The organism is Paeniglutamicibacter terrestris (genome assembly GCF_012271785.1).
In the GTDB taxonomy this organism is placed as follows: Bacteria; Actinomycetota; Actinomycetes; order Actinomycetales; family Micrococcaceae; genus Paeniglutamicibacter; species Paeniglutamicibacter terrestris.
Map to the genome: position 1 here is coordinate 208,668 of NZ_JAAWVT010000006.1, position 23,329 is coordinate 231,996.

General features: G+C 60.4%; 18 protein-coding genes. 3 read left to right on the plus strand and 15 right to left on the minus strand.

Annotated elements, in window-relative coordinates; translation table 11 throughout:
• Window positions 1-7: 7 nt before the first annotated feature.
• The 3 genes from HED64_RS13520 to HED64_RS13530 form a co-directional block, all read right to left on the minus strand.
• Complete coding sequence (locus HED64_RS13520) at window positions 8-712, minus strand: cache domain-containing protein (protein WP_168152551.1); 705 nt, start codon at window positions 710-712, stop codon at window positions 8-10.
• Entirely contained in the window at window positions 709-1,521 is an 813-nt protein-coding gene (locus HED64_RS13525) for a FadR/GntR family transcriptional regulator (protein WP_245325985.1), read from the minus strand. Before HED64_RS13525 ends, HED64_RS13520 begins: the two co-directional genes overlap by 4 nt.
• A gap of 449 nt (window positions 1,522-1,970) precedes the next feature.
• On the minus strand, window positions 1,971-2,558 hold the full coding sequence (locus tag HED64_RS13530) for a VanZ family protein (protein WP_168152552.1): 588 nt from the start codon (window positions 2,556-2,558) through the stop codon (window positions 1,971-1,973).
• 106 nt (window positions 2,559-2,664) lie between these two features.
• Here HED64_RS13530 and HED64_RS13535 point away from each other — a divergent pair, with 106 nt between their 5' ends.
• Window positions 2,665-3,417, plus strand: a complete 753-nt coding sequence (locus HED64_RS13535) for an ABC transporter ATP-binding protein (protein WP_168152553.1) — start codon at window positions 2,665-2,667, stop codon at window positions 3,415-3,417.
• A 2-nt stretch (window positions 3,418-3,419) separates the two neighbouring features.
• Window positions 3,420-6,008, plus strand: a complete 2,589-nt coding sequence (locus tag HED64_RS13540; protein WP_168152554.1) for an ABC transporter permease — start codon at window positions 3,420-3,422, stop codon at window positions 6,006-6,008.
• Between the two features lie 20 nt (window positions 6,009-6,028).
• Here the strand turns inward: HED64_RS13540 and HED64_RS13545 are convergent, their stop codons facing one another.
• From HED64_RS13545 to HED64_RS13565, 5 genes are read right to left on the minus strand one after another with little or no spacing between them, the layout of a single operon-like run.
• The gene (locus HED64_RS13545) at window positions 6,029-6,592 is read right to left on the minus strand and encodes a methylated-DNA--[protein]-cysteine S-methyltransferase (protein ID WP_168152555.1); all 564 of its coding nucleotides are present in this window, start codon (window positions 6,590-6,592) and stop codon (window positions 6,029-6,031) included.
• The gene (locus tag HED64_RS13550; RefSeq protein ID WP_168152556.1) at window positions 6,589-7,080 is read right to left on the minus strand and encodes an RNA polymerase sigma factor; all 492 of its coding nucleotides are present in this window, start codon (window positions 7,078-7,080) and stop codon (window positions 6,589-6,591) included. Before HED64_RS13550 ends, HED64_RS13545 begins: the two co-directional genes overlap by 4 nt.
• A 43-nt stretch (window positions 7,081-7,123) precedes the next feature.
• Window positions 7,124-10,447, minus strand: coding sequence for an ATP-binding protein (locus tag HED64_RS13555; RefSeq protein WP_168152557.1), 3,324 nt, complete (start codon window positions 10,445-10,447; stop codon window positions 7,124-7,126).
• The gene (locus HED64_RS13560) at window positions 10,444-11,103 is read right to left on the minus strand and encodes a DUF4194 domain-containing protein (RefSeq protein WP_168152558.1); all 660 of its coding nucleotides are present in this window, start codon (window positions 11,101-11,103) and stop codon (window positions 10,444-10,446) included. Before HED64_RS13560 ends, HED64_RS13555 begins: the two co-directional genes overlap by 4 nt.
• Entirely contained in the window at window positions 11,100-12,557 is a 1,458-nt protein-coding gene (locus HED64_RS13565) for a DUF3375 domain-containing protein (RefSeq protein WP_168152559.1), read from the minus strand. The genes HED64_RS13560 and HED64_RS13565 overlap by 4 nt, the downstream gene beginning before the upstream one ends.
• 155 nt (window positions 12,558-12,712) lie before the next feature.
• Here HED64_RS13565 and HED64_RS13570 point away from each other — a divergent pair, with 155 nt between their 5' ends.
• Complete coding sequence (locus tag HED64_RS13570) at window positions 12,713-14,023, plus strand: polysaccharide deacetylase family protein (protein ID WP_168152560.1); 1,311 nt, start codon at window positions 12,713-12,715, stop codon at window positions 14,021-14,023.
• A gap of 7 nt (window positions 14,024-14,030) precedes the next feature.
• Here HED64_RS13570 and HED64_RS13575 read toward each other — a convergent pair whose 3' ends face one another.
• From HED64_RS13575 to HED64_RS13605, 7 genes are all read right to left on the minus strand, one after another.
• Window positions 14,031-15,029 (minus strand): aldo/keto reductase, encoded by a 999-nt coding sequence (locus tag HED64_RS13575; protein WP_168152561.1) that lies wholly within the window; start codon window positions 15,027-15,029, stop codon window positions 14,031-14,033.
• 367 nt (window positions 15,030-15,396) lie between these two features.
• Window positions 15,397-15,576 (minus strand): hypothetical protein, encoded by a 180-nt coding sequence (locus HED64_RS13580; RefSeq protein WP_168152562.1) that lies wholly within the window; start codon window positions 15,574-15,576, stop codon window positions 15,397-15,399.
• A gap of 92 nt (window positions 15,577-15,668) precedes the next feature.
• On the minus strand, window positions 15,669-19,133 hold the full coding sequence (locus tag HED64_RS13585; RefSeq protein ID WP_168152563.1) for a TM0106 family RecB-like putative nuclease: 3,465 nt from the start codon (window positions 19,131-19,133) through the stop codon (window positions 15,669-15,671).
• A 128-nt stretch (window positions 19,134-19,261) separates the two neighbouring features.
• Window positions 19,262-20,224, minus strand: coding sequence for a hypothetical protein (locus tag HED64_RS13590; protein WP_342590726.1), 963 nt, complete (start codon window positions 20,222-20,224; stop codon window positions 19,262-19,264).
• A gap of 134 nt (window positions 20,225-20,358) precedes the next feature.
• Window positions 20,359-22,146: a glutaminase A gene (gene glsA, locus HED64_RS13595; protein WP_168152564.1), complete on the minus strand. Its 1,788-nt coding sequence runs from the start codon at window positions 22,144-22,146 to the stop codon at window positions 20,359-20,361.
• 5 nt (window positions 22,147-22,151) lie between these two features.
• Entirely contained in the window at window positions 22,152-22,871 is a 720-nt protein-coding gene (locus HED64_RS13600; RefSeq protein WP_168152565.1) for an SGNH/GDSL hydrolase family protein, read from the minus strand.
• Between the two features lie 149 nt (window positions 22,872-23,020).
• A complete protein-coding gene (locus HED64_RS13605; protein ID WP_168152566.1) occupies window positions 23,021-23,317 on the minus strand; it encodes a hypothetical protein in 297 nt (98 codons plus the stop codon).
• Window positions 23,318-23,329: the final 12 nt, after the last annotated feature.

The following is a 23,329-nucleotide window of genomic DNA, read 5'->3' on the forward strand; positions in this document are numbered from 1 at the left end:
CACGCGGCTAAGCAGGCACTAACATGGACAAGCCCAGATGCGGGACTTCCAAGGGAATGATCCGACTTTCGCTGGGTGCGGCCTTGATCCTTTCGCCAACGAGGTAAGCACCGGAGTTGCCGATGATGACCCGATGGCTGGAATTAAGTAGGGCAGCATGGCCGGGGATCGAACGCAATGCGGGAAGGAAGATTTCCTCCAATGCCCGAACCGTCACGTCATAGCCCGCAACCCCTGCGAATTCCCCATGAATTTTGAACGGGGCGGTGTGCGTGAGGATATATTCGTCGGATCCCAAATAATCGACATATGGTCCCCAGATGGTTACCTCGCCAGTTCTCTCAGCGTCGCTGAAATAGGGAAGATGCTCGTAGTCGTAGAACCGCTCGCCCCCCGGGTCTAGGTCAAATGCCAGCTTTTCGGCCCCATTGGGTCCAGGTGCCCACCACTCAAGGACGCCTTGTCCCTCGCTCATCCGCGCCGAGGAGAATGTTGCGCCAGATCCAACGGCGTATGGATGCCGTCGCAGGGAATCAGAGGCGAGAGCCTTGAGCCCGGCGAGGTCGCTCTTCGTGACTAGTGATCCCGGGGCGAGATCGTGAGTGAGCAATTCGGTGACCGCGGCGGCCATTGCGCAGGTTGCCGCCGATGCCTCGTTAAACCAAGCGGAAATGGATCCCAAAGCTGCGGCTGCTGGTAGGGAGAGACTCATGGTTTTGCCTTCACGTCGGTTGAGTAGCTCAGGGCCAGCTTCGTATCAATGAGATGATGCGTGTTGCGCCGGATATGATCAATCACCAATTGTTGCCCTTGCTGACTTCGGTTATCTGATACAGCGCGTACCAGCGCCAGATGTTCCGCGGTGGCCCGCTCTGCGTCGAATTCATCGATCAACGGTGACCACAAAACCTCAACCGTTTCGGCTTGCAAACGGATTTCTGCATTTGCCAATCGGGTGGATTGGGCGGTCACAGCCAATTCAATGTGAAAGCGGCTGTCGGCCCGTGCCCTTGCCGGAGCACCTTCGGCCAAGACCAACGAGCGGGCCATGTCCTGCAGTCTCTCCAATTCATGCGGCTCGGCTCGGTCGCACGCCAAGCGCACTGTGGCAGCTGCAATGGCTGACTGTTCGTCGCCCAGATCCCGGATCTCGGCAATCGACGTGGACATCAGCCACTCACGCATGGCCTCCGGCTGGAATTGCGGTTGTTTCAGGATGAATGTTCCGCCGCTTCGTCCGCGTCTGGTCTCGACGATTCCCTGGTCGCGCAACACGGCTAGGGCGTCCCGCAGGGTGGCCGCTGCCACGCCGAACATCTCGGACATCTCGATTTCGTTGGGCAGACGTTCGCCAACGCGCAGCATGCCAAGCGTGATCGCCTTGGAGATGCGGTTGACGATGGCATCAGAACGTTCCAATTCGGGCAAGGCACGATAGATCTGCGACTGGAAAGACATATTCAAAGCCAAATCGGGTTCTCCAAGCCAAACAATCGGAAATTCAGCCCAGTCTATCGGCATTATCAGATGAACCGTCGGAACATGCCACTATCGGGGTTGCCGTACGTGTTTTGTGGGCGCTCAAATTGAATTCTGAAGGGACAAGTGGAATCAATGAGGTGTTGCTCTCGGTTGATGCCGGGACTCCGAAACGAGGCATTGCGCAAGATTCACGAAAAACGCGCCACGCCCATGCCTCCTATGGTGGGCACGGCACGGCAATGGGAACTCGACTGGGTACACCGGGGGCGTCATGTGCCTACCGTAGGGCTTCGTGCGAATCGTGCGACGAAGCGGTTGTGCTGCGAGCTAGCAGAGTCAGCTATGGCTTTTGATGCTTCGGGTAATTCGAACAGGCTGAACCAGTTCGGTGATTGGAGACGGAATCTATTTCAGCAGTTCTTGCAAGTAGATGATGATCACGTCGATGCCTAACCTCACCCGATTACTTCGACGGAGTTGACGATGAGCTAGCTAGAGAAATTTTCGAGTATCGATACCTGCTGGGTTAGCTCTCGGGGCGCCCCTTGGCGTTTCACCAAGGTCAGCAGTGCCCAACCAACCAGTGCCGCCACAAAGGCACCGGTGGTATTGGTGAGGATGTCAGTGACATCCGATGCCCGGTTATTGCGCAGCAGCAATTGGGTCAATTCGACGCTCATGGAAAGACCCATGACCAGAAGAGTGGATTTGAAGACCGCGTAGCGGCGCCAGACAAAGGCGAGCATCAGGGTCAACGGGGCAAAGAGGCCGAGGTTCGCCAGCAGCTCCACGCTCAAATCGCGTTCGCGTTGTGCCAAGAAGGGAATCCAGTTGAAGGTACCCGAGGGGATGCTTGGGTCGGGCGACGGGGCTCCTGGTAATACCGCCACTGCCAGTCCAATCGCCCACAAGGGGATCCCCACCCAGAGGATGGCGCGGATGGCCTTGCGATTGTTATTGGCAGCGAGCACAAGAAGTAGCACTAGAACGGTGGCGCTCAGTGCAAGCCCGATGGTGATGAGCAGGGCAACGGTGGGTACGGCGAAGTAGAGCATGATGTTTCTCAGCGTATCCATGGACCCTGTGAGGTCGCTGTCTCATACCCGGGTATGAGCTATGCGGTGGATAAAAGGGTCCGCTGGGATGATCCGAAACCATACAGTGGCAACATAACGTTGAACTATGACCATTACTGCACCACATACCAGCACCGATATCGCTGTTTACGCCACCAACCTCAGCAAGATCTACGGCGAAGGAACCACCCGCGTTGAAGCCCTGCGCGGGGTCGACGTGTCCTTTGTTCGCGGCAAGTTCACCGCCATCATGGGCCCATCCGGCTCGGGTAAATCCACCCTGATGCACTGCCTCGCGGGCCTGGATGACGCCAACGGTGGGGAGATCTACATTGGCGGGACGGATATCTCGAAGCTGAATGATGATGCGCTGACCAAGATGCGCCGGGAAAAGATCGGCTTTGTTTTCCAGTCCTTCAACTTGGTCCCCACCCTCACCGCCGAAGCCAACATCCTGCTGCCCTTGGCACTAGCCGGGAAGAAGCACGACAAGGAGTGGCTGCAGAGAATCGTCACGACCCTGGGTCTGGGTGACCGATTGGCCCACAAGCCGCACGAACTCTCCGGTGGACAGCAACAGCGTGTGGCAGTCGCCCGTGCCCTGCTCACTCGCCCCGAGGTTGTCTTCGGCGATGAGCCCACCGGAAACTTGGATTCACGCACCGGCGCCGAGGTCCTCTCACTGCTGCGTTCCTCCACCCGAGAAATGGGCCAGACCATCATCATGGTCACCCACGATGCGGTGGCGGCCTCCTACGCGGATACGGTGCTGCTGATGAAGGACGGTCAGCTGGTCGGTCAGCTCGAAGACCCCACCGTCGACTCGGTGACCGCGGCTCTTTCCGGGCTGGGTGCATAACCTTGCTGCAATTAGCTTTTGCCAACCTCAAGACCTATTCGCGGCGATTCATTGCGGTGACGCTCGCGGTCATGATCGGGACGGCGTTCCTCGCCGCCACGCTGATGGTTAATGCCTCGGCCACCGAAACGCTGAAGAACAGCCTTGGCTCCGCCTATGCCAACGCCGACCTCGTGGTGACCGGCGACTATACGGCCGCTTACGATGCCTACGAGGCAGAACATCCCTACAGCGAGACCACCTCGGACGGTGCGAATCAAAGTGCTGGCGAACCAAAGTCCAGCAGCTACTCGCTCGGAGCAAAAGCCCGAAACGCCATCAACGATGTTGCTGGCGTTGAAGCCACCCACGCGGCGAGCAACTTCGGCGTGAGCGTACGCGCGGGAAGCAAGGACTACTACGCATCTCTCAACACCGCGGCCAAGGACCCCAAGCTGAGCAACACGGTACTGGAAACAGGTTCGTTGCCAACCGGTAGCGACGAAGCGACGGTGGACTCGACCTACGCCAAGGAATACAACATCTCCATCGGCGATGTTTTGGACCTGGGAGCTGCGACGTCCACGGACAAGCAGATCAACCGTCAGGTCAAGGTCACTGGGACAACGGCAAGCTCCAATGATCCGATGTCGGGTTCGGTCATGAACCTGACCATCACCGATTCGCTGCTTGATGCACTCGATGGCGATGATCCAGTGGAGTACAGCCAGATCGTGGTGAAGCTCAGCGACTCAGCGGATATTGCTGCGACCAAGAACTCGATCACCGCAGCACTTAAAGGCACTGGGGTGGAATACGCTCAGGTGCTGACCCCGGATGAGCAAATCGTCAAGGACGTGGCCAGCTTCTCCGGCGGCAGCGACCAGCTCACCATCGTTCTATTGGTCTTCGCCCTCATCGCCCTGGTCGTCACCGGGCTGGTGGTCATGAACACCTTCGCCGTACTCATCGCCCAGCGCACCCGTGAGCTGGCCCTGATGCGTACCCTGGGTGCCGTACGGTCACAGATCCGCTCCTCCGTACTGGTTGAAGCCCTCGTGATTGGTGTGTTGGCCTCGGCCGCCGGCGTGCTGCTGGCCGTGGGCATCATGGCGACACTGATCGCGATCCTGGCCAATACCGTCGCGGAAATGTCCTTCGTAACACTGGCCGTGAGCCCGATGGCTATTGGCCTGCCGATTCTTGCTGGCACCATCATCACGTTGGTCGCGGCCTGGGTTCCGGCCCGCAAGGCCATGTCGGTCTCCCCGCTGGCGGCACTTCGTCCGGCAGAGGACGCTGCGGTAGGCAACAAGGCCGGCAAACTCCGCATCATCGTGGGACTGCTGCTGGTCATCGTCGGTGCCGCGGCACTGGCCTACGGCGCTATCAAGGGAGATATTCTGATCGCCTTCGGCGGCGGAATGCTCTCCTTCCCCGGAGTGCTGATGCTCGGATCCTTGTTCCTGCCCAAAACCGTTTCGGCCATTGGCGCGTTGACCTCCGGAGGAACTGTCCCGGGCAAGCTGGCCAGCCTGAACGCTGTGCGTAACCCCGGGCGCACCACCGCAACTGCCACCGCCCTGCTCATTGGTGTCACGCTGGTCTCGATGATGATGGTCGGTGCACAGACGGCCAAGTCCTCACTAGGTGATGCGCTGGGCAGCGAATTCTTGGTGGACATTGAAGTTAACGACTACCAGGGCACCACCTTCAGCCCCGAAGCCATCACCAAGGCCAAGGAATTGGCCGGAGTGCAGGCACTGACGAAACTCACCAGCGTTGGCACCACCGAGGAAGGCCAAGATATTATGGCTGCCGATCCGGCAGATCTGAAGGCGGTCCTCAATAGCAATAAGCAGGTGCCCGGGAACGGTGAGGTTCTGGTCAGCTCCTACTATGAAGGAACGACCCTGAAGGCCACCGGATTTGGCGACAAAACCGGCGAGCTCAAGCTGCTGGTGAGTGAAAACGAATCGATGATTCCCGTGATCACGTGGCAGACCGCCGAAACCATGCTGGGTGTCACCGAAGCCTCGGCAGCCAAAGACCGGGATTCACTCTCGGTTCTGTGGGTCAAGACCGATGATTCGTTGGACGCCGCGGCACTGCGTACGCTCTCCACCGACATGGCCAGTGCGCTGGGCGTGGAAGAAGCGGCTATGGGTGGTGGCGTCATGATGAAGCAGATGTTCAACACCGTCATCGATATGCTGCTGATGATCGTCTCCGGCCTGTTGGCCGTCGCGGTGCTCATCGCACTGATCGGTGTGGCCAATACCCTGAGCCTCTCGGTGCTTGAACGCACCCGGGAAAATTCACTGCTGCGAGCCCTGGGCTTAACCCGCAAGCAACTTAAGCGAATGCTGGCCACCGAGGCTGTATTAATTGGTGGCGTCGCCGCGCTGCTCGGTGTACTGCTCGGCTCGGTTTACGGCTTGCTCGGTGCCCAGTCGGTCATGGGTGCCTTTGGGGCCATGAGCATCTCCATCCCCTGGCTCCAGCTGATCGCGGTCATCGCTGTGTCAGTGATCGCTGCGTTGGCGGCCTCCATCGTCCCGGCACGCCGGGCAGCGAAGTTGGCCCCGGTCCAGGGACTGGCGAGCGAATAACACTCGCCAGTTCACAGTAGCTAAGTGAGGTCCTGCTCGAATTCGAGCAGGACCTTCTTGGTGTCCTCACCACCCAGATACCCACCCAGCGTCCCGTCGCTGCGCAACACCCGATGGCACGGCACTACGATCGGCAGCGGGTTGGTGGCGCAGGCGGTACCGACGGCGCGTACCGCGGCGGGCCGACCGGTCAGCTCGGCTATTTGCCGATAGCTCATGGTCTGCCCATAGCCGATGGAGGGCAGCGCCAGCTGGACCTCCAGGCGGTACCCGCTACTTAGCCGGTGATCCAGGGTCAGCTCAAAGCTCGTCCTTTGGTGAGCGAAGTACTCATCAAGCTGCCGGGCCGCGGCATCAAGCGGGGCCGGGCGTTGTAGGATCCGCACCCCAATCTTCTCGGCCAGGGAACCCAAGACGGTATCAAAGTCCTCCCGGGCGAAGGCCACGCGCACCACACCAGCATCCGTCGCCGCCAGCAGCAACGAGCCCACCGGGGTATCAAGCAGCCGGTAGGAAACATCCAGTAGTCCAGCAGCTGCCGCTTGCTCGGCGAGCTTCTTCTTCAGGGTTTCAAGTTCACTCATGATTGTTCCTCCACATCACTATGTGCCAGACGCAGTGCCTTGATCCCATCGGCGGCAGCCCGCCGCAGCGAGGCGGCGCTACCGGCTAAAAACTGTGGGATCTCTGCATAGGCAAAGCCGAGCAGGTAATGGTAGCCAATGACCTTGCGCTGTAACTCGGTGAGCCCATTCAGCGCATCAAAGAGGTCAAGAAGCCCGGCGCTATCAAGGCCTTCGGGCAAGGCGAACGGCACTTCGGGGAGCTGTTCCATCGGCACCGGATGTTTAGCCCGCAAAACGTCAATGGATTTGTGCCGCGCGATGGTCACCAACCAAGCCTGCAGATTGGCTCCCACCTCCAAGCGCGGATAGGCCCGCAGGGCAGCGAGGAACGTTTCGCTCCAGGCATCCTGCGCGTCCGGCCCGGGCCCCAACAACGCTGTGCACATGCGTAGCACCGCGCCACCGTGCTCGCGCACCACGACCTCAAAGGCTGGGTTTGTTGTCATCTTCACACCCTGTAAACGCGCCGGAGGGTCATTATGTGAGGTCTCAGCGCAAAATAATGCTGGTCGCCACCGCGGGGGAACGGCCCGAGGCCACAAAACCGGAGACGTTGGATTCCGGGTGCTTGATGATGTCGCAGACCGAACCCAGATGCCGGGAGAGATCAATCTTGTCTTCCGGGGCGGCCAACAGCAGTTGGAAACCAAATTCCTGCAACGCGTTGATACCGGCGGCAGCGTATTCGGAGTTTGCCTGGATGAATGCCTCATCGATCATCACGGTGCCATAGGCGGTGAAGCCCGCGGTGGCAAAGCCCAGCTGGTAGGCCAGTGCCGCACCCATGATGAAGGAGGTGAAACGCTGTCCCTCACCACCGGAGAGCGTACCGGGTTCAAGACCGGTTTCAATTTCACCGTTGGGCTTGTGCTCATTGCAGCTGATGCTCACGTGCTGACGCACATCCAGCACCGTGTCACGCCAGGCGGCCTTCGAGGAATCATCCAGCGCATCCACCAGGGTCTCGAGTGCCTTGTAACTTTCACTCAGGGTTCCCGCCCCACGCGAGGAATAGGCACCGGCCAACGCCTCCTTCAGCGCCTGGCGGAAGGCTCGGGCCTCATCGGGAATGGTGGTGGAAACCTCCAACGCCAACTTGGAGCCGTGCTCGAATGGCACGTCGGCAAGGATCTGGTTCAGCGGCGAGATGCGCTCGGCAATCGAGCGTCGCTCCTCCTCCAACAGCTGCAAAAGGTCGGAGAAACGCTCGTAGGAACGATTGGAGAAGTATTCGCGGAACTCCTCCTCGTGCTGCGGCAAGCCCTGCTCGATGATCCCCTGGTGCAGGGCCACGTAGTGCTCCGCGGCTTCCACCGAGGTTCCGTAGGAGACAGCGGCGGAATTGCCGAACTCACGAGCAAAGGACTTGAAGGTGTCTTTCAGTGCCGCTTCCAGCGTGTAGGCCTCACGCTTGAGTTCCGCCCCGGACTCGGTCAGGGACAGCGCCAACGCGTTCAGTGCCGCTTCCAACTCGGCGGTGGCCACCGGGGAGTTTTCCTCGAGACGAGCCAGCAAGGGAGCCAGCTGCTCGCTGGCAGCCAGCTTCTCCACGGCCCACTCTTCGGTGCTGCTCTCTTGGACACGCGCAGCGCGCAGCGAGCTCTTGGCCCGCTCCAGCTTGGTGGCCAGCGTTGCTGCCTCGGAGCGTGCCACCGCCAGGGTGCCCACACACTCCTCGAGCTCCGCGCGTGCCTTATCCAGCGCGCGACGCACATGGGAAAGGTCTCCGGACTGTGCCAGAGCCTCGGCCATGCGCGCCTCAAGGTCTTGCAGAATAGTCAGCGCGCCGGAGGCATCTAGCGAGGCAAAGGAACGGTCATCGCTGGCCAGTGTGCCCAACAGGGAGAGTTTGGCCGTGAGCTGGTCCTTGGCCGCCGAACGGTCATCGGCAACTGCCGCTGCCCGCGCCGTTTCGGCCTCCAAGGCAGCGAGCTTGGTCTCGAGTTCGGAGATCTTCTCCGCGTTGGTGAAGCCCAAGAGGTAATCGGAGGCTGCCACGCCTCGAGTGTCGCGCTCAAAGGTCCCCGAGCCGGTCTTGATGGTCCCGGCCAGGGAGATGGCCTTGTCGTGGATGTGCAGTCCGGCGTCCGATTCGACACAGGCCAACGGGTAATCGGCGGCGATCTTGGCATGCAACCAGGTACCGGCGGCCGAATGCTTGAAGTCCAGCTTGCCCACCAGGTCTCCGGGGCCGGCTGTCACCTCGCGCGGGGACTTGGAAATGTCCATCCAACGAATCCGGCCTAGGCCCGAGAGTGAATCAATGGCGTGGGTGACCGCCTTGATGTTCTCACCCTTCACCAGCAGCGTGGTGGCCAGGGAACGCAGCGCCTTCTCGGCCGAGGCTCGCCACTGCCCGTGAGCCGGGGAAAGGTCGATCAGTTCGCCGGCAAAGGGCAAATCGTCGATCGACAGGTTGGTGGAGGCGGCGATGGCCCGGCGGGCGGCGATCGAACGATCATCAATATTGGAGCCGCGCTTGGCGTAGGAATCGATCTGGAGCCGCAGTTTCTTGGCGCGGTCCTTCATACTCATGACCGAGGCCATGGCCTCGTACTCCATGGTCCGTGCGTCCTTGGCGATGGAGGTGAGATTCTCGGCGCTCACCGCGGCCTGCCGGCGCATGGCCTGAAGACCGGAAGCGGTAAAGGTAAAGTTCAGCCCCACTGCCTCGAAGTTCGCCCGCAAGGTCTGCAACACGGCCTCGCGGTCGGCCAGAGTGGCGCGGGCGGCCTTGGCCTCACGCTCCAGCACTGCCAGTCCGGCGCCACCGCCGGCTTCGTGCTGTTCGCTGAGTGAAGCCACCCGAGTTTCCAGGGTGTCCTTGCGGGCAGCACTTTCCTCAATCAATGCGGAGTTGGCCTCCACGGCGGCGGTCAGACTGGTGGTTTCGCCCTGCAATGCACGGGCAACAAGTTGGGCACCAAAGGCTGGCAGCTGCGTGCCCACCAACGTATTGAGGGTGGCCAGCTCGGTATGGAGCTCATCATGGCGCAGCTTCTGCTCGGGGACCGAGGCCAGCGCATCACGTTGCGCGCGGGCTTCCTCTAGTTGACGGTGGATGCCGCGCAGATGCGAGAAGTCTTCAATGGCACTTGCTGCGGCCTTGACCGTCGCGGGGACGGCGAGCACCTCGTAGCGGAAGAACTGGTTAACACCCTTGTCCAGGCCCTTGCCGTTCTGCAGCGTCCGCAGCAGGGAGAACGCCTTGTCATTATCGATGCCCAACCGGCGACGGAACTTTTCGGCAAAGGCGCGGTGCACGTCGAACGATTCGAAGCCGGGCAGCGACTTTTGCAATGAGGAGGGGGTGAAACGACGTGCCCCATGGTCCTCCAGGGCAGCGGTGTCCAGCACCCGGTCGCCCATGACGTAGTGCTTGCCGACCTGGCCTTCCAAGCCGTTGGCGGGCAGATCGAAGATCGCGCCGATGCAGACATTCGAGCCCAGCCCGTCTTCGTAGACCAGCGCCAGTGCGCTCCAGGTGGCTCCGGGGCGCTGGTATAGCGTCCCGGCTTCGGTCTTGAAGCGGCGCCCGCGCATATAGGAGTAGGTGGTGCGCCGGTCCTTGCGGGTGGAGGCCTCGTGTGCCGACTCGTTGAGTCGGGGTGCGGCATGGAAGATGTGCCCGATGCCGTCAAAGAGGGTGGATTTTCCGACGCCGGGGTGACCGGTGAGCAGGGTGCCCGAACGGTCCACGTAAAGGGTGTGCCGGCCGTGGAAGGTTCCCCAGTTGATCACCTGGATCTGGGTGAGTCGGTGCTGACCGGGGTTGATCGCGTCGGAGAGCGGGAGGGTCATTTCAATGCTCATAGCTCTTCAGTCTCCAGCTCAAATTCTTCGGTGTCATCTGTGCCCACACGCTCAATGGCCTTGATGTACTCGGGGATTTCTTCGATCGTGTTGAACGGCAAGGCCAATGCCAGCGCACCGGAGACCTTGTATTCGTCGGCCAGTTCGGTGGGCAGGATGAGTTTGAGGTTCAGCAGCCTTGTCAGGGCGGCATCGGTGTTCTCTTCGAGTTTCTTGTCATCGGTGTCGCCGGGGGAGCGGTGCTCTAGCAGAATTTCTCGCGCAGCATCCCGGCTCACCACCGCGTCGGTGCCAGAACCCGCATGCCGTTCGAGTAGCAGGCGCAGACGCAAGGCGAGCAGCGTTTCTTCGCGCTTGAGTGCCCTGCGCGGGGCGATGGCGGTGGTGTGCGCGGCCTCAAGATCAACGGGACTCAGCAGCGCGATCTTGCGATTAGCATCAACCTCGAGCACCAGGAAGATCTCGGCAACGTAGGCGGAGATCTCCGTTCGCCGGTCCAGGACCAGCTGCCAGAGGCGCGGCTCGGCGACCCCATCAAGGTAGGGTCCGCGCAACAGGCGTACCAGCAGCTGCCGCAGGCCCAATTCGAAGGAACCGGTATCGCCGTCAAAGAGGCGACGTTCGTCGATCGCGCCGGAGGGAAGTGGGGTGCTCATGCTGGATCCTTCGTGAAGCTCATGGCCGGTACCAAGGCAATGCGGGTGGCACCGTCGACCTGGGTGAAACTGATTTCCTCAAGTGATGACACATCGATGGTCTCCCCGCCGTTGCGGGCGGCCTCGATGAGGTACCTGATGGTGTTCAGGTGCTTCAGTGAGGTATCGAGGGAATCGTAGATTTTGCTCAGTCCCACGCTACCGCCGCCCGCGGCGCGAGAGACCGTGATGGCGTTCTTGAGCGCTGCGACATCGGGAGCGGGAGTTGAGGGGGTGCGCCGGATGTCGGCAACTGACAGTGCCGGAGGAGCGGCAAGTTTCGGCGGTGCCACATGCTCGTCCGGGTCGTAGATGCCCAACGTCGACACCGAAGTGAAACGGGGGGCAAAAAGCCTGATGGGAGCGACCGGCGTCCGCGAATTCAGGGCGCGGGAAGAGGCAACGGCAATTTCCGCGTTGCGTACCGCCTCACGCAGAATTGCAGCTTCTTTAAATTCTGCCGACTGCACGTAGGCGTGAAGCGATTCAGAAAGCCTGCCGTATGACTGGTGGACCTCCGAGGCCTGCCGGCGTAGTTCGCGCAACAGGTTGGCCAGCGTGTGGCGTTCCTGGTTATCGAGCGCATCAACAAAGTCGCGCTCGAGGACCTCATTCACCGCTTCGCGGAAGCGAGCCTGAGCCTGAGGAGAATTGAGGAATTCGGTGAAGCCGCGGAAGGTCTCGCCCTGTGGGGTGCTGCGCAACTGTTTGTCGCCCTCGAGCACCGCACCAATGGCAACTCCCTTGACGGAGGAGGACTCCATGATTTCTCCGCGTAGGGCATGGAGCATCTCTTGGACCCCATCACGCATGCGTTTAAAGTCCGCTGGCAGCCCCGAGGCCATGTCCAGTACCGAGCGAGTCGCGGCCAACGCTCCCTCACGCGGCAACACCGCGGGGGAGGTTCCGTCACGCAGTGCATTGATCTTGTCTTGTCGTTGAGCAATTTCCGCCTCGAGGGCGCGAATGCGTGCCGCTGGGTCCGGGTCAGTTTCGTGAGCCAATGATTCGAGGGATACCAGCAACGTATTCAGTCGCGAGGAGTTCAGGTTGGTCCGGTCCCCGGAGAAATCTGACAGGAATTTCAGCACGCGAGCTGTCTGTGCGGTGGGCTCATAGGCGAAGTGCCCGTCGAGCAGCGGCCTAGCCAAGAACTGGTTACGCACCCAGGCATCGGCATATTGGGCGGCGGTTGTTGAGTCGTTGAAGCTCGGATCCTCCGAACGCACGACCTTGAGAAAGGATTCGAGGGAGGCATGGAAAACTTCCAAACCGACCCGGGGTTTGGCACTGGTAAATTCGGCGCGCAGGAAGGCCACGGCCCACGGAGCGGTGGAGAGCAATTTCCAGGCGGCTGATGACCTGAATTGTTGCGTCTGACTCCACAGCGGGCTCGCCTGGTGGGTAGGTCGCATCACGGTCCTTTTGCTGGGGATTGACCAAACAATCCTAGTCCATCGGCGCGCCCATTTAAGGTCTGCCAGCAAACGAGTAGGGTCGGTTGAAGCACACAGGTGACCCACAAGCGGGCGGCGATTTTCCGCGAGACCGGTATGCGTTGGGAGTGACAATGAAGAATCCGGTGAAACGGCTGACGGTAACGACTGCCCTGTTGGCGGTCATGGCGCTGGGCCTGTCCGGATGCCAGACTCCTCCCTATATTCCCCCGACTCAATATGACCCGACCTCCATCGGCTCGGCCCCACAGTCCATAGAGCTGCCGTCTGCAACGGCCGAGGGACCCACCGAAGAAGATCGAATCAAGGAAGCCGCGCGACTCACCGCTGGCTACGACTATGCCGCTGCCACCAAGACGCTGTCGGGGCTCGACTCCGAGGCCGCGACAGCTGCCAAAGCGAAGATTGCGGCAGCTCGATCCAAGGCAGTGGTGTGGAAGGACAATTCGAAGATCCCCCATCTTTTTGTCCACTCACTGATCGTTGATCCCAAGCGGGCCTTTGATGGGGATGATCGCGAGCAGGGTTATGCGGACTACATGGTCACCCTGGCCGAGTTCAAGAAGATGATCACCGAACTGCACAAGCGCGACTTTGTTCTGGTGAGCCCGGAGGATATAGCGGGTCTGGATGCCTCGGGGAAGATGAAGTATCGGGACATTCATCTGCCCAAGGGAAAGACGCCGTTGGTGCTCTCCGAAGATGACGTGAGCTATTACGAATATATGGATGGTGATGGCTTCGCCACGAAGCTGATGATTGATGCCGACGGCAAGGTCAAAAACGAATATCGGGATGCTGAGGGAAATAAGCACATCGGCGCCTACGACATGCCTCCGGTCATCGACGAGTTTGTTGCGCAGCACCCCGACTTCTCGTACCGCGGGGCTAAGGGAATACTGGCGCTGACTGGCTACAACGGGGTATTGGGTTACCGCACCTCAAAAAGTGAATACGCGGACTCCAAGACCTTGGATAAGGACATCGCCGCAGCCACCGAAGTGGCCACCGCCCTGAAAAAGGACGGTTGGGTGTTTGCCTCCCATGCGTGGGGACACATCAACATGACCACCAGCTCCGTTAAGCGCATCAAAAACGACATGGAGTTGTGGGATGCGGAGGTGCGCCCCATCCTGGGGGACACCGAGCATTTCATTTACCCCTTTGGTGCAGACATCTCAGGAGTCCCCAAATATTCGGGTGAAAAGTACACGATGCTGAAGAACGATGGGTTCTCCTTCTTCTACGGTGTGGATGGGACCACTCCGTATTGGATGCAGCAGGGTGCCGGTTACCTACGCCAAGCACGTATTAACATCGACGGATTGCAGTTTGAGAAGGAAAAGCGCGGGGACCGCCCGGTGCTGAAGTACTTCTTCGATGTGAAGAAGGTTGCAGATCCCAAGCGGCCCACCGCCAAATAGTCCCGGCTTAGGAAACGGGCGCGAAGTCCTCGGAATCGATGGTCTTTTGCTGGTGGACGTTGTAGCGTGCCCCGGCAATCGTCGATTGATTAATGATCTCTCCGGCCTGCTGCAGTTCAGCGGGGGAAAGTACGAGCTCAAGGGCGCCAAGGTTTTCCGTGAAGTGGCTCAGTTCCTTGGTTCCCGGGATGGCATGAACGTGCTCGCCCTGTGCCAGTACCCACGCTAGGGAGAGTGCGGCGGTGGAGGTCTCTAGGCGAGTCGCCAGCTCGGTGAGACGGTCGACCAGCGCGAGGTTGTGGGGGTAGTTTTCTTCGCTGAAGCGCGGCATATGATGGCGCATGTCGCCGTCTTGCAGCGCGTTGATGCCGCGCAGGTTGCCGGAGAGGTAGCCCCGGTAGAGCGGGGAAAAAGCGACCAAGGCTGTCCCGAGTTCTGCGCAGGCGTCCACCATGCCAAGTTCTGGGTTACGGGTGGCCAGCGAATACTCATTCTGTACCGCCGCGATGGGGTGAACTTCGGTGGCGGCGCGCAAGGTGGCGACCGATATCTCCGACAGGCCGATGGCACCGATCTTGCCCTGTTCCACTGCCAACGCTAAGGCGCCGACAGATTCTTCGACCGGAACCGCTGGGTCAAGTCGGTGTAGGTAGTACAGGTCGATGTGATCGGTGCCCAGCCGGGATAGCGAAGCGTCAACCTGAGCGCGAAGTGTCTCGGGGCGTCCGTCGATCTTTCCGCGTCCCTCAGAAAGTTCCAGTCCGCCCTTGGATGCCAGGAAGTACTCGTGGCGCCGGCCGCCGAGGTACTTTCCGATCAGTTGTTCGCTGCGGTTTCCGCCGTAAAGGGTAGCGGTGTCGATGTGGTCAACACCTGCGTCCAACACCCGATTGAGCAGCTGTCCGGCTTGCTCATCAGTGGGGAAATCAGAGTAGCCATGAGCGATATTCATGGCGCCAAAGCCTAGCGGGTTGACGGTTTTTCCTGCCAGTAAACGAGGTCTCATGCATCCATTTCTAGCACGGGGTTTGGTGCAGCGGGGGTGCGAGCACGACCCACTTCGTCACTAAGACCTCACGGAGCATCCCGCATTAAAAGCTAGCTCCTGTTGGTGGAGCCCGCCGTGCCCTGCGGTTATTTGAGCAGTTTCAGACGCGGCGTGAGCGGATGCATGAGGTCATTCTTCACCCTTGAGCCAGTTGATGCCCGGGAGATTGGCGGCGAGCCAAAAGATATCAGGACGGTGAATCCAAGGCTCAACCGTTTCAGTAAACCTCACCGGTTAGATATCACCGGTCAACACGGAGCCTCTGAGTAGTGACCTCACGCTGAGCTAGGACCGATGGCGATCACTGAGAAGAATGGTCCGCAGATCAGTCCACATGGATAGCTGACACACGACCGGCGACCGATGAGCTCAGCAGACCGCCGTTGCCATCTCCTGGGTGGTGTCCTTCGGCATGGAGATTCAGTAAACGCAGCTCGCTAGTCACGGCGCGCATAGCAAAGTCGTTGGTGATGAAGAGGAGGCTATCTGGTGCTGAGCTGTTCATGCCCCTAAGCATGCCCTCCGAACAAGGCCGAACGATGGCCGGGAGATGAAACCCAAGAGGTGCCAACCGCAGAAAGGCTGGCACCCCTCGAGTCAGGACCCCAGTGCCAAGAAAGCACCGAGCTGCGCGAAGGCCGCCGGGGTGCTGGGCAAAAAGTGGGTGAGTGCTGGTGACCGAACGATGACGGCGCGCCATTGCCCGCGCGAAACTGCCACATTGATCCGGTTTCGGTTCAACAGGAAATCAATGCCGCGCGCGGCATCGTCAGCCGAAGAACACGCCATGGAAACAATCACCACGGGCGCCTCTTGGCCCTGGAACTTATCCACCGTGCCCACCTTGACGTCTTCAAGAGCTGCCGCATCAAGCTCCGTGCGTAGCAAGTTCACCTGGGCGTTGTAGGCGGCGACCACCAAGATATCCGAGGCGACTAGCGGACGCGGTGCCTGGCCTTCGCCGCCAATCCACGACAAGCCCAAATGGGTGTGGACCTGATTGATGACCTCGTGCGCTTCCTCGAGGGACGCCGTCGTATTGCCGCGGTGTTCTACCAACACCGTGGCGACCCCGGCCGGAACCTGAGCGAGTGAGCGAGTGGCGGCAACCGCGGCCGACTGTAGCTTGGATTCGTAGCTCAGCGCTGAGACCTTGGAACATAGCTCGGGGTGCATGCGCCACGAGTCGGCGAGGAAATAGCCGAGTTCCTCGGGCAAGGTTGGGTGCCCCGCGCTGAGCCAGCCCAAGGCTGATTCGTCCACCGGTTGCGGGTGGGAGCCCTGGGTGACTTGTGGCAATTGCTGAGGGTCACCCAAGAGCAGTAGCCGGGTGGCGGCGCGAGATACGGCCAAGGTGTTGGCCAATGAATACTGTCCGGCCTCGTCGATGACCAGCAGGTCAAGGGAACCTTCGGGGACCCGTTTGCCGGTCATGGTCCATGCGGTGCCACCGATCAGTGCGCCCTGATCGGAATTAAGCAGTTCCTCCACGGCATCATCGGTGGTGCCGGACCACGGAACTTCGGTTTTGTCCCCGGCCTTGAGCTTTTTGGCGACCTGTTCCGGGTTTACTCCGGCCCCGGTGATGGCCTTGGTCAGGACGTTGTCCACCACCGCATGCGACTGGGCCACGACCCCGACCTTCCAGCCCTGCTTAACGAGTGCCGCGATGACGTGGGAGGCGACATAGGTTTTTCCGGTGCCGGGAGGTCCCTGAACGGCAAGATAGGAATGATCAAGATCGATCAAGGCTTCCACGATGGCACCCACGATGTTGGCGCGACCCTCAACCAGGGCGGGGTGCGGGGGCGTGGAGAGGTTCTTGAAGCGAGGGGCAGTCTTGCGCAGAATATCGATGCCCGGGTGCTTGGGCAGGGAAGGAAGCGCTCCGCCGACGCTGCGCGCCAGCTCCGCCAGAGCCTCACGCAGGGAGGTGGTATTGATCGGCTGATCAGGGGTCAGTGCCACCGGAAGCGTGCCAAAGGCGGGCACCTTCTTATTGGACTTTTCGGCGATCACAAAGTGCTCATCGTTTTCCCGCACGACGGTATTAAACATTCCGGCCCGACCCGCGCTGCTGGGTTCCAGCTCCGGCGGTAGCGGGCTGGCATACATAGCGAACCAGGAACTGCCAACGCGGAAATCAGATCCTTCGGCCATGGAGCCGCTCAATTCTGTGACGCGGGTTTCCACCTGGGCACGGGCCGTGGCCTTGTGCCAGTCCTGAACGACCGTTGCGTCATCAACGACAAACACATTGCGGGTATCCGCCCAGATATCAAAGGGCTTCTCCAAACGGTCGAAGTGCTCCCACCAGAATTGCTTGGCCTCGCGGCGGTGGTAACCGGTCGCTGCGGCAACCATGGCGATCGCTCGTTCGTCGTTGGACAGAGCCCGGTCCTGTGGCAGTGCTTCGAGGTAATCGCGCAGCGCAATTTCCTCGGGGCTCGGTTCCACATCATCCACCCCGGGCAGCGCAGCCTCTTCGACCCACTCGGCACGTTCATCATGCTCCACCAAGCCCAAGAGCCAATCGCGCAGGCGCAGCGTGGAGAGGCAGTCATATTCGTTGTAGTCGCGAATGGACTCCAGGATTTGCTGGGCCGCAGTTTCATCAACCAGGAGTTGTTCGTTGTACCTGGCATAGGCCACCACCGAGGCTCCTGCGTCCTTGACGTCCCCACCGCGCAGGTGCTCACCCATGTACAGCGGCTCCAGCTTCTTAATGGAATAGGAGCGTTCGGAGATCAGGAGGGAATGCCGCACGGTGTCGTAGAGATCAACGAGCAACCCATCGCGCAGCCATGCATCGATGGTGTCCTCGGCAACGACATGGCGCAGCGAGAGATTCCGCAGCGCACTCTTCTCATAGGCCGCGTAGTGGTAGATCTTCATCTTGGGGTGGATGGCCCGCCGAGCCTCAACATAGGCGACGAAGTCGGTGAAGGCCTTGCGCTCGCCGGCCCGCGAATGGGCCCAGAACGGTTTGAAGACCGGTTCTTCGGTGTCGATTTCGATGATCCCAAAGAGGTATTCAAGCCCCCACGACTCGTCAAAGGGATCCTGCCACAGGGGGTCGCCCTCGAAGTCGAAGAAGATGTCACCGGTATCCGGTAGCGGAAGCCGGGAGATAGTTTGGGTGCCGGCGATCTTATAGGCAACTCCGCCGATGGTTCCATCGGTGGCAGCCAGTCCTACCTGCATGCGCGCCTGCTCGGCGAGCTTGTGGTGAGCATCGCGCGGCGCCGTGTTGCTGGCGGCAAGGGCATCGATGCTGGTGATCCCGGCATCCATGAGCTTCTTGCGTTTGGTTGTACTCATGCCAGCTACAAGCAGCAGATCACGGTGGGCGCTCACTTGGGCGGAGCAGTAGTCGCAGCGACCGCAGGCGCCAATGCCGTCCTGGCCCCATGCCACCGGCTGGGTCGCCGCGCGGTGCTCAGCAACTAGGGTCTTGAACCGGGCGCGGCGGTCCTTGAACACCGGGAGTAGCTCATGCATCTGGTGTATCGAGTGGGCCTTGTCCCCAAGCACCAGGGTGGTGCGAGCGGCCACGGGGATGCCGGCAGTGATCAGTTGGTCCCCGTAGGCGGCCAACTGGAGTAACGCCGTGACGCGTGCATGACGGGCCAACTTGGTATCCCATACCGCGTAGCTTCCGTCGTCCTCACGAATCAGGAAGTCGGCAAAGCCAACAAATTCCCCGTCGAAGAACGTCGCCTGAAACACCACATCGGCACCCTTGACCAGTGCCTGCAACGTTTCGTCGTGGGCACTTTGCAGCGAAGCGCGATCCCCGCGGACCCCGGCGGCAAGCATTTTGACTCCGCGCCCGCTGGCAGGATCGTAGTCACCAAATTTTGTACGTAGTTCCTCAAGGACCTTGTGCTCATGGGCATCACCAAGCACTGCGGTGCGATCCAGCATTTCGTCGGGGCCGAAGTCGACCTTAGCGCTGCGCCCCAAGCGTTCATCAAGCTTGCTCAACGAGGCGAACTCGCAACTTGCCGCGACCACAAGGTCGGAGGCGGAGTAGATCAAATCCTGATCGAGGAAAAACACGAGAGGGGGTGCTCCTTTGAACTTGGCTAAGCTTCGAAACTAGCACCCGTTGGACACGCTTTGGCGTAGGGGCTGCCACGATGAAGTGATCCACGAGCCAGAAGGCACACACCGCACGACCAATGACGTCAGCCTTTTCTAGTCCGGCGTAATACTTCCCGCACTCCGATACCAGCGAGCCCGATGGTCAGCGCAAGAATCAGCAAGGGGCCGGCTCCTCCGTTGGGCCCGAGCGCGGCGGCCAATATCTGCTGAGTGGCAGATGTGATTTCTTGTGGATCCGAGAGTAAAACGCGGGATCCGAGCACGTAATTGACCGTGATGAACAGCGCGGGAATTACCCACAAAAGAACCAAATTCACCAGCCATACCACCACGAATTTAACCGACCGCAGGCCGCACCACGCCAGCCCCGCACCCACCAGGACCGCCGGCAGCCAGCGCAGCAGCATCAACACTGTGGCGGGCAGACTTGCTGCCCCCAGCAGATTCACTAGCGCTTCGGAGACCCACGAGGTGAGTGGAGTCGCCATGAGGCCTACGCCCAGCGTCGTCATGGCCCGGGACGTGGAGGCAATCAAGATTAGTGCCACCATGGCGGCGATGATGCTAATGCTGACTCCCGCGAGGAGCCCGGCAAAGTAAAGGTCCGATCGTGTTCCGCCGTCTAAGCCCGCTTTGAGGACCATGAATGACTGAACAGTTGCACTTAGCTGCACCACGAGTACACCCGCCGCAGTGCAGATGAGAGCCAGCTTCCGACGCTCGGGAGCCCAAATTCGTATCGCCAAACCTGCCGATGCGCCACCCACCGTCAATAGTGCCACCAGAGTGGTGAGCTCGTACTGACTCAACGGAAGCAGGGATAGTGGCATCTGCGCGGGCAACACCTCGGTATTCCACAAATTCTGAAGCGGGAGCCGTAATCCAGTGAACAACCAGGGGAGCAGGCCCCATGCGCCGGCCAGCAGGCCGATCAGCAGCGCAAGAGGTACATCTTTAGTCGTGCGTCGGTGAGGAGTTTGAGTGCCGATCGCGCCAAATCGGGTCGTTGGCACGTCCGGATCTTCGGTGGGGGTCTCAGCGCTCACGAAAAACCCTTCGGTGGCGGGGTAATTGGAATATTGAAAATGATATACCCGCGCGTGCTTTCCGTCGCGGGAGTTGGAGACCGATCAGCGCACGCGACCGAAGGATTGATCCATTGTCTGGTGTAGCTGCCGCGTTAGTGCAGCGGATTCTCCGAATCCTTAATGTTGGCTTCCACCCGGGTGTAAGCGTCACGGGCAACTGCCTTCCAGAAACGCAACGCCACCTCGGGGGCCTCGGCCTCCAAACGGTTAATGGCCGCGGCCGACAATTTCTTCAGATGCAGTCGCCCCTCAACCGTCACCCGGGTGGTCTGCTCGCCCTCCCCGCCCAAGGCCATCTCGCCGAAGGTCATACCCGCCGAAAGTGTTGCATGGCGAACCAACCTTCCCGCCTGCACGGTGGAGGTGACGACCTTGCCACTGAGGATGAAGTACACACCGCCGAACTCTTGTCCCGGCGTACGCAGGATCCGCCCATCTTCGATCCGGCTCTCCTCCATGAGTGCTTCGAGCCTGGCGATGTCCGTGGATTCAAGCGGGGTCAGTGCGGCGAAATCACGGATTGCCACTTCGGTCGGCACCAGTTCGGGGCTGCCATGGCGTGCCAAAAGCGTGAATTCGGCCCATTCCACTGCCTCATTGCGGTTGGGGAAGGCCTGAATTGATGCCAACGGCTCAAATACATGTTCCTGAACCAGGGCCAGGGTGCGTCCTTCCGCGGCCAGCCCGTCCGCCAACTGATTAATCATCCGGACGGCGATCTGATCAATCTCATCTACCCGGCGCAGGTCAAGGATTACCAATTCGATGGTGCCCTCCAGTTCGCTGATTTCACGAACCATCGACTCGGTTCCGGCAAAGAGGAGGTCCCCACCCAGTTCAACGATGTGGGCACGAATTCCAACCTCCGCCAAAAGTTTCACCGCGCCCTCGGTATGCCGAGTGCGGGAAGGTACCTGAGTGATGTCGTAGTGCTCGCGAATCACCGAGCGACCCAGTCGTGCCGCGCGCACGAAGTGCAGTCCCATATCCGCACTGATGCGCTCGCTGGCGGCGAGTCCACGGACCGATGAACCATGGGGATCAAGGGCGGGGGAGTAGATGGCCAGACCGATCTGTCCCGGGAGCACCGCGATCAGCCCGCCACCCACCCCGGACTTCGCAGGTAGTCCCACGGCAGCGATCCATGACCCCGCGTCGTCGTACATCCCGCAGGTGGTCATCACCGAGAGCGTGCGCTGGACAGCTTCCTTGCTCATCACCTGTTCGCCGGTACGCGGCTGGGTTCCCCCGTTGGCAAGTGTTGCTGCCATCATGGCCAGATCATTGGTGCTGACCATGACCGCGCAGGCCCGGAAGTAATCCTCGAGGACCGGGGTGGGGTCTTTTTCGATGATGTTAAAGGAGCGCAGTAGGTGAGCCAGTGCCCGGTTACGGTGCCCGGTGCGCATTTCGGAGGCAAAGATGGCTTCGCTGTACTGCAATTGACGTCCGGCCGCGGCGGAGAAATGCTCAAGGATGCGTTCGAAACGCGAGGATTCTTCGTCGTTGACCAGCGAGATCGTGGCGATGGCGCCGGCGTTGATCATCGCGTTGGCAGGTCGACCGGTGCCTCGAGCCAGCGAGATCTCGTTAAAGGCGTCACCGCTGGGTTCTACATCGATTTTTTCATCTACGGCGTCCTGGCCATTGTCATCAAGCGCGAGCGCATAGGAGAACGGCTTGGAAATCGACTGGATGGAAAAGGGTAGTTCCGCGTCTCCCACATGATAAATATGCCCGTCGACGGTGGCCAGTGCGATCGCAAACTTTGAGGTATCGGCGTCTGCCATGGCCGGAATTCCCTGATAGGGGGTACCGGAAGTGAGGGCCAACAGATCGGTATAGAGATCAGCGAGGTAGCTGTCGATGGGGGAGCGCATGGCTCCTAGCTTAGGGGCTCGAGACCGGTGTTGTCCGCGAGCTCCGGCAAGGGGGTAGCGGTCAGTGCCTGGCCGATGGCGTTGCCTAGGATCTGTGCACCGGCGGCGTTGGGATGTATCCCATCATTGCTGAGTCCCGGTAGGAAGGTGTTCGCCTCGCTGCGCAGTCCTGCCGCGGCATCAACAAACTGCCATCCGCGCTCGCCGGCGAGCTGGACAAGAAACTCGTTGTAGGCCACGGTCGCCTCCGCCGCATCGTCGCGTGGCGGGACGCTGCTGAGCAGCACCACCGGTGCTTTAACGATGTTGGCGATCCGGGCGAGGTTTTTAGCGATCCTTTCGTGACCGGTGCCGTGGGCCAGATCGTTGGTTCCCGCTAGGATCACCAAGGAATCGGCCGATCCATTACGCAGAGCAGATGCCATGTCCCCGCTTTGTGCACCGCCCAATGCCCAACCGCCGGTCCAGATCAGTTCGGTGGGGGTCTCGGGATCGTTAACAAAGTTGACCCAGGAGGCCTCACCCACGTGTCCGGCAGCAACGGTATTGCTACCTGCTGCGGTGATGGAGTCTCCGGCAACCTTGAACGTGCTGTGTTCTCCGCCGGTGGGGACGGAGAATGCCTGCGGAATGGGTTGCACGGTAGGGCCCATGCCGCCCTGGATCAGCATGCCGGCGAAGAGCGTTGTGGCAACGAGTGTTAAACGAGATTTATGAGTTCCCAAGGTATGGCCCCTTTCCTGAAATAAGCGTACTGGGGGCGAAGAAAGGTGATGGACTCATTCCCACAACGATTCGGGCGCGGACATGGCAAAGCCGCCGTGGTTGGGTGGAGGAATACTTCCGTAAAACCGCGGCGGCTTCAGCCGTCAGGCTATTTCTTGCGTCCGGCTACCAACGAGGTGATGACCACTCCTGCGGTGACTGAGTTCACGGCGGGCCATGCCCCGATCTTCTTCGCCAGCGGGTGTGATGCTCCGAATGCACCCACGTAGAGGGTCGTTAAAGCCGCCGCGGTGCCGACACCCGCGTTGGCCTTCCATAGGAGGAAAGCTCCGGTGCCTGCGGCTGCAAGCACGGCACCGCCCAACTGGCGGTTTTTGGTGCTTCGGGCCACGGCGTAGCCGCCAATGAGTCCGGCTCCGGCAATGGCTGAGGGCAAGAATGACATGAGTTGATGTTC